11 protein-coding genes are annotated in these 14,179 nt (G+C 43.7%); 6 read left to right on the top strand and 5 right to left on the bottom strand.

What is annotated here, in order from left to right; translation table 11 throughout:
* Window positions 1-925: 925 nt before the first annotated feature.
* Window positions 926-1,204, bottom strand: a complete 279-nt coding sequence (gene ppiC, locus K0625_RS06675) for a peptidylprolyl isomerase PpiC (protein WP_012323592.1) — start codon at window positions 1,202-1,204, stop codon at window positions 926-928.
* Window positions 1,205-1,441: 237 nt separating this feature from the next.
* On the opposite strand from ppiC, the gene K0625_RS06680 reads away from it, so the two are divergent.
* Window positions 1,442-2,722 (top strand): ABC transporter substrate-binding protein, encoded by a 1,281-nt coding sequence (locus tag K0625_RS06680; RefSeq protein WP_220108987.1) that lies wholly within the window; start codon window positions 1,442-1,444, stop codon window positions 2,720-2,722.
* Window positions 2,723-2,734: 12 nt separating this feature from the next.
* Window positions 2,735-4,825: a sensor histidine kinase gene (locus tag K0625_RS06685; RefSeq protein WP_220108988.1), complete on the top strand. Its 2,091-nt coding sequence runs from the start codon at window positions 2,735-2,737 to the stop codon at window positions 4,823-4,825.
* Between the two features lie 178 nt (window positions 4,826-5,003).
* Here the strand turns inward: K0625_RS06685 and rpiA are convergent, their stop codons facing one another.
* A complete protein-coding gene (rpiA, locus tag K0625_RS06690; RefSeq protein ID WP_220108989.1) occupies window positions 5,004-5,660 on the bottom strand; it encodes a ribose-5-phosphate isomerase RpiA in 657 nt (218 codons plus the stop codon).
* A 255-nt stretch (window positions 5,661-5,915) separates the two neighbouring features.
* Here rpiA and K0625_RS06695 point away from each other — a divergent pair, with 255 nt between their 5' ends.
* Together K0625_RS06695 and K0625_RS06700 are read left to right on the top strand one after the other, a co-directional pair.
* Complete coding sequence (locus K0625_RS06695; RefSeq protein WP_220108990.1) at window positions 5,916-6,839, top strand: DUF808 domain-containing protein; 924 nt, start codon at window positions 5,916-5,918, stop codon at window positions 6,837-6,839.
* Window positions 6,840-7,046: 207 nt separating this feature from the next.
* A complete protein-coding gene (locus tag K0625_RS06700; protein ID WP_220108991.1) occupies window positions 7,047-7,694 on the top strand; it encodes a peptidylprolyl isomerase in 648 nt (215 codons plus the stop codon).
* Window positions 7,695-7,755: 61 nt separating this feature from the next.
* On the opposite strand, the gene K0625_RS06705 is transcribed toward K0625_RS06700, so the two are convergent.
* Entirely contained in the window at window positions 7,756-8,178 is a 423-nt protein-coding gene (locus K0625_RS06705) for a CBS domain-containing protein (RefSeq protein ID WP_220108992.1), read from the bottom strand.
* Between the two features lie 179 nt (window positions 8,179-8,357).
* Between K0625_RS06705 and K0625_RS06710 the strand changes: the two genes are divergently transcribed.
* The gene (locus tag K0625_RS06710; protein WP_220108993.1) at window positions 8,358-10,127 is read left to right on the top strand and encodes an alkaline phosphatase D family protein; all 1,770 of its coding nucleotides are present in this window, start codon (window positions 8,358-8,360) and stop codon (window positions 10,125-10,127) included.
* A 250-nt stretch (window positions 10,128-10,377) separates the two neighbouring features.
* Window positions 10,378-10,944 (top strand): phosphoribosyltransferase, encoded by a 567-nt coding sequence (locus K0625_RS06715; protein ID WP_220108994.1) that lies wholly within the window; start codon window positions 10,378-10,380, stop codon window positions 10,942-10,944.
* 66 nt (window positions 10,945-11,010) lie between these two features.
* On the opposite strand, the gene K0625_RS06720 is transcribed toward K0625_RS06715, so the two are convergent.
* On the bottom strand, window positions 11,011-11,223 hold the full coding sequence (locus tag K0625_RS06720) for a hypothetical protein (RefSeq protein ID WP_220108995.1): 213 nt from the start codon (window positions 11,221-11,223) through the stop codon (window positions 11,011-11,013).
* A 196-nt stretch (window positions 11,224-11,419) separates the two neighbouring features.
* Window positions 11,420-14,056: a M1 family metallopeptidase gene (locus K0625_RS06725; protein WP_220108996.1), complete on the bottom strand. Its 2,637-nt coding sequence runs from the start codon at window positions 14,054-14,056 to the stop codon at window positions 11,420-11,422.
* Window positions 14,057-14,179 lie beyond the last annotated feature (123 nt).

Genomic DNA, 14,179 nt, shown 5'->3' on the forward strand with positions numbered 1-14,179 from the left:
AAGTATTCTAATCATAAAACTTCCATGTTAGCCAAGCTCTTGCTGAATAGGCTCTTGGCATTTTCAATTTAAAGTAATAGCTTAAGGAGGTTAACTCAGGAGCAACTGGTTGTATATAATTTAAGCTTCAATTCCCAAAGCTTACAGAATCAATCAGGCTTTCTGCCTATCAGGTGGCGACCAAAAAATAGGACAAGTATAACCTTTTTAGATTATCACACTCTTTCAGATTAGCTTTTGTATGGACAAAGCTTTACTCAGCCTACTTATCTTTTGAGCTGTGAAACTCATAATGGGGCAAAATCAGTTACGAAACCCTACCAAGTAAAGATAAATCGAAGAGACAAATGAACAGGTGTGGGTGTGGCTGCGAGCTTCCAAAACAGGGATGTTTTGGTAGAGACCACAAGGACGTGCTTGTGGCGCCTCGTAGAAGTAACTACACATTCCCCCGCTGGAGGCGATAGATAACAATGAAGGTTCGACCTTCAAAAACAGCACCAAATATCAAACCAGCCAGAAGCTAAACAAGAAAATGTAATCAGCCTTAATTCGAAGGCTAGCTAACTTTGGGGTAAAAATTAGTTACGAAACCTTACCTAATACAGCTAAATCGAAGAGAAAAATAACCAAGTGTAGATGCGGCAGTGACCGTCCGTGACATGGCCGTTCTATGACATCCATGTCACCACGGCATTCGTGAATCCATTCACATCAGATGTCACGGCCGAGACTATAGGGATATACTCGTGTCGTGTCACTGAAGTAGCTGCACATAAGCCTGCGGCAAGCAATAAACAGTAATGAAGGTACGACCTTCAAAAACTCACCCTGTACCAATCCAGATAAAAATTAACACATAGAAAATGTGACTAGCCTTCATTCGAAGGCTTGCCAACTTAGCGAGAAACTAGCTATATCGTCATTAAGTGCGATATAGCACTTTAATCACATGCCAACCAAACTTTGTCTTCACTAGATGTGGTGTGATCAGCTCACCAGTAAAACAGACCTTATCGAAAGCGGGAACCATCTGACCTTTCTTAAATTCGCCTAAACTGCCGCCTTTCTTACCCGATGGACAGGTAGAGTGCTTTTTGGCTAATTGGTCAAATTTTGCACCTTTATTGAGCTTTTGAATTATCTCTTCGGCTAGCTCTTTATGTTTGACCAAAATGTGTAGGGCGGAAGCGGTTCTTGCCATCTGTTTAGGTTCTTTATCTGCATGTTTGTGGTGTTGATTATACCGAGTATGTTATCGAGAGCCTAAGTTAAACGGGAATTTTTTAGCCTTGATTATCATTGATGAATGAAAAGCATCAACTTTTTAGCTGGCCATACCTCAATTGAGTTTGTGCAATCCATGTCCTACATTTATTAGATAGCAATTACTAGATAGCAATGCCGCCGATCAAACAGATCTCTTTGAGGAGATATCGAGATGCTAAAAGCAACCCGTTTTTCAGGTAGACATTATTCCGTAAGGTTGAATTTTGCTTTATTAAGGCATTTTCAACTTTCCTCCCTTTTACTCATCTTCCTTAGTTTTATTTTTGCTATTGGTGCCGAGGCTTGGGCACAGTCTTCTGAGTCCAAAGATAATAAAGGGGAGATTTTGCTTGGTATGTCTACAGCACTAAGTGGTCCCGCTGAGCAGCTAGGTAAAAATATGCTGTTAGGCGTCAATATGCAGTTTGAACAGGAGAATAACCAGGGGGGGATTAATGGCCGTAAACTTAGGTTAATCGCACTTGATGATGGCTATGAGCCTAACCGAACAGCGCCAAATATGAGAACCTTGATTGAAAAAAATAAGGTACTTGCTGTAATTGGTAATGTAGGTACGCCTACCGCAATCTCTGCTATTCCCATCGCCAATGAAAAACAGACTTTACTGTTTGCTCCCTTTACTGGAGCTGGTGTTTTGCGTAAGACGCCACCAGATCGCTACATTATAAATTATCGGGCTAGCTACGCTGAAGAGACTGCTACTATGGTTGATGCTTTAATAAAACATGCTGGCCTTAAGCCTGAAGAGATAGCGTTTTTTACTCAAAGAGATGGCTATGGTGATGCTGGATATATCGGTGGTATTACCGCTTTACTAAAAAATGGGCTGAAGTCTAAATCTCAGGTTGTTCACGGCCGATATGAACGAAATACCCTCTCAGTAGACAATGCACTTGCCGATATCATCTTGGCTGAGGTTACCCCAAAAGCGATTATCATGGTTGGTGCATACGCCCCTTGTGCCCGTTTTATTAAACTGGCCAGGGAGTCTGGAGTTAATGCTCTGTTTCTTAATGTCTCTTTTGTGGGAAGTGCACCTCTAGCTAAACAGTTAGGAGAAAATATTAAGGGGGTAGTTGTGACTCAGGTTGTGCCGCACCCTGAAAATCTTTCACTGCCTGTTGTTAAGGAGTACCGCGATGCACTCAAGGCGTTTGCACCAGAAGCCCTACCCTCATTTGGTAGCTTAGAGGGGTATATCGCAGCCAAAATTATGACAAAAGCGTTAAAAACGATAGGCGGTAAACCAACGAGAGAGTCGCTTATCGATGCACTGGAGGCATTAGGTAAGTTTGATGCTGGCGTGGGAAATCCGCTCTACTTTGATACCAATAGTCACCAAGCAAGCCATATGGTTTGGCCAACCCGTTTAGAGAAAGGCAAGTTTGTCTCTTTTGAATGGCCAGATATCGCCTCTTTTGTTGAGCAGTAATAGTGCTAAATTATGACTGAATCATCCATTGAGGCAAAACGTGTTGGAAAGATGCTGTGGGCCATCATCGGCCTGACTATCGTTATCACTATCGGGGTTAATCTCTCCATGGGGTGGGGGATCACTAATCAGCGTGATCAGTTAGCTGAGTTGGCAAATGAAACGATTAGATTTGCAGAGGATGAATCGACGGTCCGTTTTGAGCTGGGAAGAGGAAGACTTGAGTTAATTAAGTTACTTAATCTGGATGAAACCGTTGATGAAGATGCGGGTACAGCCTCAATAGTAAACCTTCAGCGAAGTATTGAATCCCTTACAAATCCTCAAATTTTATCTTCATTCGATCATGAGAGTGAGCAGCTTCTATCTCGCTGGGAGGTATTAAAGCGAAAGGGGCAGGAGTTTAGTCGGTTATTGGTGACTGTGCAGTTATGGCGTAGTCGTAATGAATCATTAAATCAGGATGTAAGAGATAAAATATCATTAGATAAAGTGCGTAACCGTTTGCAGGATCTTCATGGCTTAATTAACGACTCGGCTGGACGTGAAAGGATACGCTCTTCACTTCAAATTAGACAGTATCAGAAAGCCAAAGCTGGCGTTGCCGATAAGTTGGCGCGTGAGATTGTCGCAACATATCTGAAAAAATTACGAGGAGGCCGAGATAACCTTCAACTTGAGATTGCCAGTATTCAACAGCTAGTTGAGGTGTTAGATGGCGTTGATCAATACGATCTTTTGGCAGATATCAAGGACAACAAGTTAAAACCAGTACTTGTGCGCCTTCAACGAGATATGGAGGCGGTATTTTCTAATAGTAATACCAATGGAGAGCTAGAACTGGAGGCGTTAAGAGTCTCCTTGTTTGGTGATAACTATAATATCGATGAGAAACACCAGACGATCCATGTTAGCCAAGGTGGGTTTTACACTCTGCGTCGTGACTATTTATCCATGCTGATTGAGAGACACCAATTTAAGCAGGAGTTGGAAGCATTAGTGCTTGATATTGAACAGGAGCTGGGGCGTTTCGTCCTCCTTGAGCAAAATCGACAAAAAGTGATGGAGCAAAGCTCGGCGGACAAACTAACGGCAACTTGGATATGGGTGCTGGCATTAAGTTTTATCGGAGGAGTTGTTTTTCTGTTTCTGATCCGCAGAGTATTCGGTGCAATCGAGAAACAGGTTGCAGCACTTGCTGTATTAAGGCTGAAAGCTGAAAAGTCGAAACAATCTGCTGAAACTGCATTGAATAAGCTGGAGCTTGCCCAGGAAACCTTAGTTCAATCGGAAAAAATGGCAGCCTTAGGCACTTTAGTTGCTGGTGTTGCTCATGAGGTGAATACGCCCATAGGTATCTGTGTCACGGCTATCTCTACTCTCGTTGAGGAGACTGAAAAGCTTCAGGACGATTATAACAATGAATGTTTAGAGCATGAGGGGATAGAGAGATTCTTTGAAATGAGCAAGATGGCTGAATCATTAATCTCAAGTAACCTCTCCAGAGCTAGGGACTTGATTAAAAGTTTTAAGCAGGTGGCTGTGGGTCAGCACGTGGATGATAGAGCCACGTTCGAGTTGCTTTCGTTTATCGAAGAGTCAATGTTGAGTATCAGGCATGAGCTTAAGATGGGGCAACATAAACTCAATATTAGTGGCACGGGATCGACTTATGTCCACGTTACGCCAAATCATATATGGCAGGTCGCGAGTAATCTGGTACTCAATGCAGTGAGGCACGCATTTAAAGATAGAACCGAAGGCACCATTAACATTGAAGTTGGCGAGATGGATGACAGTGTTTTCTTCTCCGTTGAAGATGATGGTCATGGTATGGATGAGGAGACAATGAAGAAGTGTTTCGATCCTTTTTATACTACAGCTAAGTTAACTGGAGGGAGCGGCCTTGGTTTATCAATTGTGCATAGCTTGATCACCGAGGGGTTAGGGGGAAGCATAGATGTGGAGTATAAAAATAGAGAAAAAGGCGTGAAGTTTATGGTGATCTTCCCAAGTGGTTTAGATGATGAACAAGTGGCTTCAGTAAAGGAGCAGGACGAGGTAAAGCCTGTACAGGGACTCATTGAGCCATTAGAGGAGTAAACACCACTTAGGATCTCCCGTTTAAAACAATGAAGGTTACCCATCCATGATAAATCTTCATAAGAGTTCCATACACAAAAGCCACCTTCGGTGGCTTTTGTGTATAAGGGCAAAGCATTGGAAGCCGATTTAATTTAGCGATTAAAATAGCTTCCTTTAATGTTGCCTGTAAACGGGTCTACTTTAATGTTTTAACACCATCTGGCGAACCCACTAACAGCACATCAGCGCCGCGGTTAGCAAATAGACCGTTAGTCACAACACCAACTATCTTATTTATCTGCTGCTCAAGCTCTTTTGGATTGACTATCTTCATGTTGTACACATCAAGAATAATGTTGCCGTTATCTGTGATCACACCTTCACGATAAACGGGATCTCCACCGAGTTTAACTAGCTGACGAGCCACATATGAGCGAGCCATAGGGATAACTTCAACGGGTAATGGGAATTCACCTAAAATATCAACCTGCTTAGTGTTATCGACAATACAGATAAACTTATCGGCGACTGCTGCAACGATCTTTTCGCGAGTTAAAGCGGCTCCACCGCCTTTAATCATATCCATATGAGCGTTGATCTCATCGGCGCCATCAACATACACAGAAAGCTCATCCACTGAGTTAAGATCAAATACTGGGATCCCAAGATCTTTCATCTTCTGAGTTGAGGCTTCAGAGCTAGATACTGCTCCCTCAATATCGGCCTTCATGGTGGCTAAGGCATCGATAAAGTGATTAACAGTAGAGCCCGTGCCAACACCTACGATACTGTCTTTTTCAACGTATTCTAGTGCTGCCCAACCGGCGGCTTTTTTCATCTCATCTTGTGTCATACTGGCTTCCTATGAGGAGTGCTTCATAAAATTCTGTATGTATTATACGCTTACATCGATACGAGTGTCAGTCCTCGGGTCGCACTTTTAGTTATAGGATTAAACACTAAAATTTTCATTTTTTCTTAGCGGTGTGTATCTTATGTTTGATATTACTGGTGGATTAACCTGATTTTCAGAAGAAAATCACTTCTATCAGTTTCGCTCTTCTCTTTTTATCTTGTTTAGAGAGTTTGTTTAACTTAGGGAGTTATTATGGCTGGAGCTAGCCTACTGACATTACTAGATGATATTGCGGCTATTTTGGATGATGTTGCTTTAATGAGTAAGGTGGCAGCGAAAAAAACGGCCGGTGTATTAGGTGATGATTTAGCACTTAATGCGCAACAGGTCTCAGGTGTTAGCGCCGATAGAGAGCTGCCAGTGGTTTGGGCTGTTGCTATAGGTTCATTGAAAAATAAATGTATTCTCGTCCCTGCAGCGTTGCTTATTAGTGCTTTTATCCCTCAAGCTATCACTCCTTTGCTGATGTTTGGCGGCTTGTTTCTCTGTTTTGAAGGGTTTGAGAAGATCTATCATAGCTATAGCCATAAGCGAGCAAAGCACAGTGAAGGTGGGGAGAGCGCGGTTGCGTTAGTGGATGATCTGGCCGCTTATGAAAAGGAGAAGATCAAAGGAGCGATCCGAACTGACTTTGTGCTTTCTGCCGAGATTATTGCCATCACTTTAGGCGTGGTTTCTGAGGCGAGTTTTTCAACTCAAGTCGTTACCCTATCTGCAATCGCTTTAATGATGACCATAGGGGTTTACGGTTTAGTGGCGGGGATTGTGAAACTTGATGATCTTGGTCTCTATTTAAATAGGCGGGAAGGTGCTGGGCTCTTCACCCGTTTTGGACGTTGGTTTGGTGGTGGACTGGTTAATGCCGCGCCTTATTTGATGAAGGGGCTGACTGTCGTAGGTACGATTGCCATGTTTATGGTGGGTGGTGGAATTTTAACCCACGGATTGCATGTGGTGAGTGAGCATATAACCCATGTTGCGACGCTACTTGGCGAGCTGTCTGTGGTGGGGCCAACACTGTCATTTATCACACCTAGCCTACTTAATACCTTGTTTGGGATTGTTGCTGGTGCATTGGCCTTGGCGTTAATCTCAATGGTTCAGAAGATTAAGTAGCTCTTTACTCACTTTTGGTTGTCGGGCCAACTGATTTGGCCCGATTATCCTACGGCATTGATTCACAGAAATACCTCTTCCCCTTTAAGTAACACTTTGTATCTACTATTGTTTCGCTTTCAACTTAACTATAACATCTTGTCAGCCTTTGGCAGTCTAGTGTCAACGTTCCTTAGAATGCGGCGCTAAAATAGAGAAGAGATAGCGATGAAGAAGTTAATATTGAGTTTAGTCTTGGGTTCTACCTTAGTGGCTTGCGGTGGTGGAAGCGATTCTGAAGACACTAGTGTGCCACCGACTCCAGATCCTGCTCCGGAACTGGCTGCCGACGTATGTTATCTGATGGATACCAGTATGGGAGAGGTGAAGTTAGCCATCGATCTGACCAATACCCCAGTGACTGGCAGCAACTTTAAGCAGTATGTGGATGAAGGCTTCTATGATGGTGTTATCTTTCATCGTGTGATAACTCAATTTATGGCGCAGACCGGTGGGTTTACACCGGGACTCATCTATAAAGAGGGGCGCGATCCCATTATTAACGAATCCGATGTTGGCATAAGTAATGCTCGTGGAACCTTAGCCATGGCCCGTACCAGCGCACCTAACTCAGCGACATCACAGTTCTTTATCAACGCTGTCGATAATACATTCTTAGATAAGGAGCATGCACAAGATGGGGTCGGCTATGCAGTTTTTGGTAAAGTGATTGAAGGTTTAGAGGATGTGATTGACCAGATAGATATTGTTGAAACAGGTATCGCTAAAGATCCTGATGGAAATAGCTTTAGTGATGTCCCTGTTGAGGATATTGTGATCAACAGTATCTCTGAAACAGCTTGTCCAACACGCTAAGATAGATCTCAAAGCTAGGAGTGACGCTCCTAGCTTTACTGTTTTTATGACATATTTGTTCTCATTGACTTTTTAGTAGTTCTGCACAGAGTTTCACAAAATCAGAGGATGTCACTATCCCCTCAATCTTACCTTCAGAGTCGACAACGGGCAGACAGCCTAGTTTATTATCGATAAAATATTCAACTACGATGGCAAGAGGCTCATCTTGAGCTAACCGTTGAAAGTCAGATTCCATCAAAGATTGGATCCCTTGAGCTCGCTCTTTTCTATCCAGTGCATCGGCGCCATATTTGTAGATCATAGACATGACAGTGCTTATCATCTTCTTGTGAGTCAGTATGCCCACAAGCTTGCCATCAGATTCTGAGATCACTGGTAGATGTCGTACACCACGATTTTGCATTAAGCTGTGGGCATCTTTTAAACTGGCTTCATCACTGATACAAACCAGTTGAGTACTCATTATATCCCTGACGTTCATTGACCCCTCCTTTTCTCATTAACTTATTACTTTGATTATATAAGATAAAAAAGATCGCCTACTTCAAAATTATCCATAACCTTGAGTTTTGTCTCATAAATGTCATAGTAGTGTTGCAAAATAGATACTCGTAAGACCTCTTACCACTACGAGATGATAAAAATAAAGGAATAATAATAATGAACCGGTCTTTTACACGTAGAGATTTTTTGGCCATGTCGGCTAAAGGTGTGGGCGCTGCTGTAGTTTCCTATGGCTTGATGGGTTGTAGTAGCAGTGATGATGACGATGCTAGTGCGATTCAAGCAAGCTTTAGTCATGGTATTGCCAGTGGTGATCCTAGCCATAGCGCTGTGATCCTATGGACACGTGTCACCCCAAGCAGTGAAGGTGAAGTGAAAGTAAGCTGGGAGGTGGCAACAGATTCAGGCTTTACCGATCTGGTGACCAATGGCGAAATGGTAACAACCGCAGAGCGTGATTATACCGTGAAGGTCGATGCCATCGGCCTAGACTCCGGCACTGCTTATTACTACCGTTTTACCTCAGGTGAGCTCACCTCTGAAGTGGGCATGACACGTACCTTACCGGAAGGTGCTGTTGACTCCGTTAAACTGGCGGTGATGTCATGTGCTAACTTTCCCGCTGGTTACTTTAATACCTATGAGCTGGCCGCTCAGCAAGATGAGCTGGATGCAGTGATCCATCTTGGAGATTATATCTATGAGTATGCTCGCGGTGAATATGCCAGCGAGAATGCCGCAGAACTTGATCGAGAAGTGCTACCAGAGGGGGAGCTGTTTTTACTCAGTGACTACCGTACCCGTTATGGCCAATATCGCGGCGATGCAAGTTTGCAGAAGCTTCATGCCAAGGTGCCGTTTATCACGGTATGGGACGATCATGAGGTCGCGAACGATACTTGGTCTGATGGCGCTGAAAATCATAATGAGGGTGAAGGTAGCTTTGATGACAGAAAAGCTGCTGCACTTCAGGCCTACTTTGAATGGTTACCGATCCGCCCTTGGAGTGAAGGGAACAATGAAGAGATCTACCGCTCATTTAGCTTCGGTGATCTTGTCGATCTGCATATGATGGATACACGCGTATTAGCGCGTAATAAACCATTGGATTATGCCGATTACATCGATCCGGCAACACAAGGTATAGATAGTGCCAGGTTTATGGCCGATGTGACGAGTACCGAGCGTACCATGCTAGGCCAAGAGCAGCTGCAGTGGTTACAGCAAACCCTGTTAACGGCAACTGGAAAATGGCAGGTGTTAGGACAGCAGGTGTTGATGGGAAGAATGTTGCTTCCAGCAGCAATTGCAACTCAGCAGTTAAGTATCGCCGAGTTTGCCGAGTTAGGAGCGATTGCACAGATTGCAGCAAGGGCTCAGGCCAATGATCCTACTTTAACGGCTAGCGAGTACAGCTTTTTAATCGCGAACCAGCATAGGTTAACGCTTGAGGTGATGGCACAACTACAATTGCCTAACATCCCTTATAATTTAGATGCTTGGGATGGTTACGCCTATGAACGTGAAGTTATCTTAGGCACAGCAAAATCGAAAGGGAGTAATCTCGTCGTTATTGCTGGCGATACCCATAACGCTTGGGCAAATGAGCTCAGTGATGCTGGTGGCGATGCCGTTGGGGTTGAGTTTGCAACTAGCTCTGTATCCTCACCAGGTTTAGAGTTTTATCTAGGGATCCCTGCCGATCAGCAAGCTGCCACAGAAGCGGGCGTGACTCAAATGGTCGATGGCCTGCAATATACTAATCTGCGCGATCGTGGCTTTATGGTTCTGACATTCACAGCAGAGCAGGTGCGCAGTGACTGGCACTTTGTTGATACCATCGAATCGACTGAGTTTAGTGAAGATATGGATAAACGTTATAGCGCTGTTAGCCAGCTAGGCTCGGCGAAAATAATGCCTGCGTAACAGCTCCCTTTGTTCGCTAAAGCCATCTCAGTTGAGGTGGCTTTTTTATCTCTAGAGAGAAGATGAAACATGCGCTAAATGACAACTTTTGACTTTAAATAGAGCATAAAGCCTATTTTTAGTTTAAAATTTCGCTCCAAAATCTGGTAGGTGTCGGTTATTTTGCTCTATGGGGCAGAATGGGCCGCGTATCTCCATCTTTTGGATGGCGCCTTACCTACTATATAAATAACAAGATGGGGACGGTTCGATGTCTGATAAACGGTTTATTACAGCTCAAGAGTTACTTGAAGATTCTTTTCGCTTAGCAGCGCAGGTGTATGAGAGCGGCTTTCGTCCGCAGTTTATTGTGGGCATTTGGCGCGGTGGTGCGCCAATAGGTATCGCGGTTCAGGAGTATTTTGATTTTAAAGAGGTAGAAACCGATCATATCGCTGTGCGTACCTCCTCATATTACGGCATAGGCACAGATAAGCAGAGTAAACAGATTAAGGTTCATGGTCTGCACTATATCGTCGAGAATGCCAATGCTGATGATGGGCTTTTGATTGTCGATGATGTGTTTGATTCTGGCCGTAGCATCCATGCCCTTATGGAAAACTTAAGTGATTTGATGCGCCTTAACTTACCTAAAGATGTGCGTATCGCTTGCCCTTATTACAAGCCAAAAAATACCGCCGTTCCGCTAAAACCTGATTACTTTATCCATGAATCTGATGAGTGGTTAGTCTTCCCTCACGAGGTGTCGGGCTTGACTCCGCTGGAGCTAGCTGAGGGTAAGGGCGATCTAAAAAACATTAAAGAGCTGTTTGCTTAATCGAAATCATCTTATACTGATTTGTATAAAGCAAAAAGCCAGCGATATCGCTGGCTTTTTGTTTTGTTAGAGCTTGTTAATCTGCTCACCGAGCTGGTATGACTTATCAGTCACTATGGTCTCTAAGGTTGCAACTCTTTCCTGAAGTTTCGCGAGTTCCGCTTTTAAGGCATCCACTTCACCTGAGTCCACATCTCCTTTGCGTTTGTTGTATTCCTTATAAGCACTCACCGAAAAAGCGCCGATGATAGCGATAGCTGCAATCTCAAAAGGTCCCATAACCTATACTCCTTACTCTTTTTTATAATTGGGTAATATCAATGCTGTATTAAAATGTATCAAGCTGATCTGTTTAATACAAACCTCATGCCAAAATAAAAAGTGATTTTTATCATTAGGTTAAATTAATGCTTAGCCTTTCTTCTGTAATAAACACTACTTTATGGTGAGTCTGGCTAATTTCACCATTATAAAATTAATGAAGTAATCTCTCCTTAATTCTCACGCAGCGAACCTCATCTTGATAGGCGCTAAGTAGAGCTTCTTGACTTGTTTTTGAGAGCTTTCTCTTTTGCAACGCGGTGAGGGGAAAGTTTACATACTCCTTCAGGACTTTTTCGAGTGTTTCAATACCGCGGTAGTTGCATTGAGCTGGAATTAAATGTTTAGCATACAGATCCATAAACTCAGGTGTTTTACGGCTGTTCAACTCGTTTAATTTAGTCAGCCTTAACTCTGCGGTCATTGCACTTAACTCTGCCTGCTCCTTAGGATAAAGGTTGGGAATGACCTGCTCTATGATAGCAGGGGCAATTCGTTCATCACTTTGAATTCGAGTTAGCCAGCGACGTTTGATATTGGCTTCTGGACGCGATGCCTGAGCTGCAATAAAGGAGAGTTTACCTGTCTCTGAATCGTCATTTTTCTGCTCGGTTAACAGTAACTTTTTAGCCTTAATGTGATCGTAGCGGTTAATCTGTTTGACGATACTCCAGCGCATAGCTTGCGTTAAGACAAGACCGTTAATGTGAGCTGAACCTTCTATGAGTTGCTGCAAGTGATCAAGGGCTTGAGTGTTAGTCGCAAGTTGAATATAGGCATTAAACCATTGTTTTTGCAGTGCAGGGTTTTGGTTGTAAAACATGGTTTTTCTCAGGCTCATCTGAGCCATCCCTTTTAGTGCACTACGGGTATAACTCAGATGCATCGGCTGCATCTGCTCTAGATAGGTTTTACTTTTTATTAGTAGTTTTAATACCTGAGCCAATACTTCTGGATTTTGTTCTTGGGGAAGATTAATAAATACAGCCCCTAAAAATTGATCCAGTGGTAGTTTTCCATCTAATACACTCTCCCACAGGGTTTGCCACAACATGGATTTGAGCAGAGGATCTTCGAGAGTACTGAGTTCAAGTTTGGCTGTATCCATAGACTTAGGGTCCAGCTCAACCTTAACGTAACCCCAGTCATGATCGTTGGGATAGACTAGGTCGGGACAGCGAACGCCAATGAGCCTGTTAATTTGGGTCTCTGCACCTTGATACGTGATGGCTGCATCTAAGTTACGGTGAAGTTGGCGCCGCCCCTTAGTATATAAACCTAAGGTGACTCTTTGCGTGTCTAGCTTATTGTTCAACTCCTTGCTCATGCCACTTGCTGGGCTCTGCAGTACAGTAAATGAGTTGATACGTTTATCTGCGCAGCTAAAGTCGACTTTTATGTGACCAGCTATGGCTTGAAGCTGTGTTTTATCTTGGGATTGATTGTGAGGCGGCTTTTCATCTGCGGCTAACTTGTTGATAAAGTCCGCCAGTGTCAGAGAGCCATTTTGTGAGTCCAGAAGCTCTGTGAGTGTCTGCCGAAAATGACGACTTGTGAACTGATACTCAAGCTGTTTGAGTATCGCAGCCCCCTTAAACGGGCTCATGGCTGGAGCTTTTCCTGCCAGAGGTAGGGCGTAGAGCTCATCTTGCTCATAGGCGATCTGTTTCTGATTAAGGAAAAACTGATGCCAAATTGGAGAGTACTCGCCTGTATCAGCTTGCGCCTGTATTGCCATATAACTTGCTAAGCTTTCGCGCAGAGAAGAGCGAGCAAGTTCGCCAGCTTCAGATTGTTCAACAACATTTAACGTGTTTAACCACTGCATAGATACTTGATAGTCGATTTGAGACGTGAGGCTCTGTTGCGCAAACTTATCTTCGTCACTTGGGGTTAAATCTCGCTCATTGAAGCTGCCTACCCCAATTTTTGAAGAGGTGGCTAAAGGGGAGGGCTTGATTATCAGGTCCAATTTATCATTTGGGTAGGGTTGGCCATACTGTTGTGTAAATTTAGTAAGCGCATTGTGGGCGTTTGAAAACCACAGCTCTGAATCGATCGCATCTTTAACCGATTGACGGGCGATCAACCTAAGTGGGAGCTCTGTTGTGGTGTTGTGCCAGATCTGAAAAGGCCCCGCGTAAAGGGGGAGCTGATAGGGCGTAAGCTCTGGGCTTGGCGGAAATTGCCAGAGATTAAATTCGCCCTTCGATATCAACTCTGTCTCGGCTTGGGTTGTGATTATGGTCCAGCTTTTTGGGGCCGTGATATTGAATTGAAAGCTGGCCTTATTACCTTGGTTGAAAATAGGCAGGAGCTGGCTGACACTCTCCTCATCGAAATTGGAGTAGAGGTAAATATGCTGATCTAGCCGGTCGATAACACGACTCATGCCGCTCTTCTCGGTGGTGAGTGCAACGCGATAATTTATCTCTAAGGTATTACTGCCATTCTCAAGTAATCTTGGGCTCAGGGTGAACTGCTCTCCATCATAATTAGGGTAGATCTTATGGCCATTGATAATGAAGCTGCTGACTTGAGCCTGCCTAAGGGCTAAGGTGAGTGGCTGCTCACTCTCAATGAGTCTGAAGTTTATTTTACTCACCACATTAAGCTCTGGTTTATCACTGAGCGAGAGTGATACTTGATAGCTGAGCTCTGAGACTCGTGATTCGATTATTGCTTTTTTGGTCTCTGCTTTTGGGGAGATGGCAACACTAAAAAAGAGGGCGAGAGAGAGTAGAGAGCTAAGGCAGACGCGCAGCAGATCCAAGGTTAAGGTCCTAATCATTATTATTTGGCTTAGAGTACCCGATTTTGACAATTGAGACTATGAGTGTACGCTCTTTTCTACATGGGACAGAGTTAACGGTAATGTGATGGAAAAGGGCGTATGATACTGCTCCATTTTTTA

This window comes from Shewanella nanhaiensis (genome assembly GCF_019457885.1).
GTDB classification, from domain to species: domain Bacteria; phylum Pseudomonadota; class Gammaproteobacteria; order Enterobacterales; family Shewanellaceae; genus Shewanella; species Shewanella nanhaiensis.

Coding starts and splice junctions, on each gene's coding strand:
- ppiC (WP_012323592.1), bottom strand. CDS start 1,204: ATGGCAAGAACCGCTTCCGCCCTACACATTTTGGTCAAACATAAAGAG.
- K0625_RS06680 (WP_220108987.1), top strand. CDS start 1,442: ATGCTAAAAGCAACCCGTTTTTCAGGTAGACATTATTCCGTAAGGTTG.
- K0625_RS06685 (WP_220108988.1), top strand. CDS start 2,735: ATGACTGAATCATCCATTGAGGCAAAACGTGTTGGAAAGATGCTGTGG.
- rpiA (WP_220108989.1), bottom strand. CDS start 5,660: ATGACACAAGATGAGATGAAAAAAGCCGCCGGTTGGGCAGCACTAGAA.
- K0625_RS06695 (WP_220108990.1), top strand. CDS start 5,916: ATGGCTGGAGCTAGCCTACTGACATTACTAGATGATATTGCGGCTATT.
- K0625_RS06700 (WP_220108991.1), top strand. CDS start 7,047: ATGAAGAAGTTAATATTGAGTTTAGTCTTGGGTTCTACCTTAGTGGCT.
- K0625_RS06705 (WP_220108992.1), bottom strand. CDS start 8,178: ATGAACGTCAGGGATATAATGAGTACTCAACTGGTTTGTATCAGTGAT.
- K0625_RS06710 (WP_220108993.1), top strand. CDS start 8,358: ATGAACCGGTCTTTTACACGTAGAGATTTTTTGGCCATGTCGGCTAAA.
- K0625_RS06715 (WP_220108994.1), top strand. CDS start 10,378: ATGTCTGATAAACGGTTTATTACAGCTCAAGAGTTACTTGAAGATTCT.
- K0625_RS06720 (WP_220108995.1), bottom strand. CDS start 11,223: ATGGGACCTTTTGAGATTGCAGCTATCGCTATCATCGGCGCTTTTTCG.
- K0625_RS06725 (WP_220108996.1), bottom strand. CDS start 14,056: ATGATTAGGACCTTAACCTTGGATCTGCTGCGCGTCTGCCTTAGCTCT.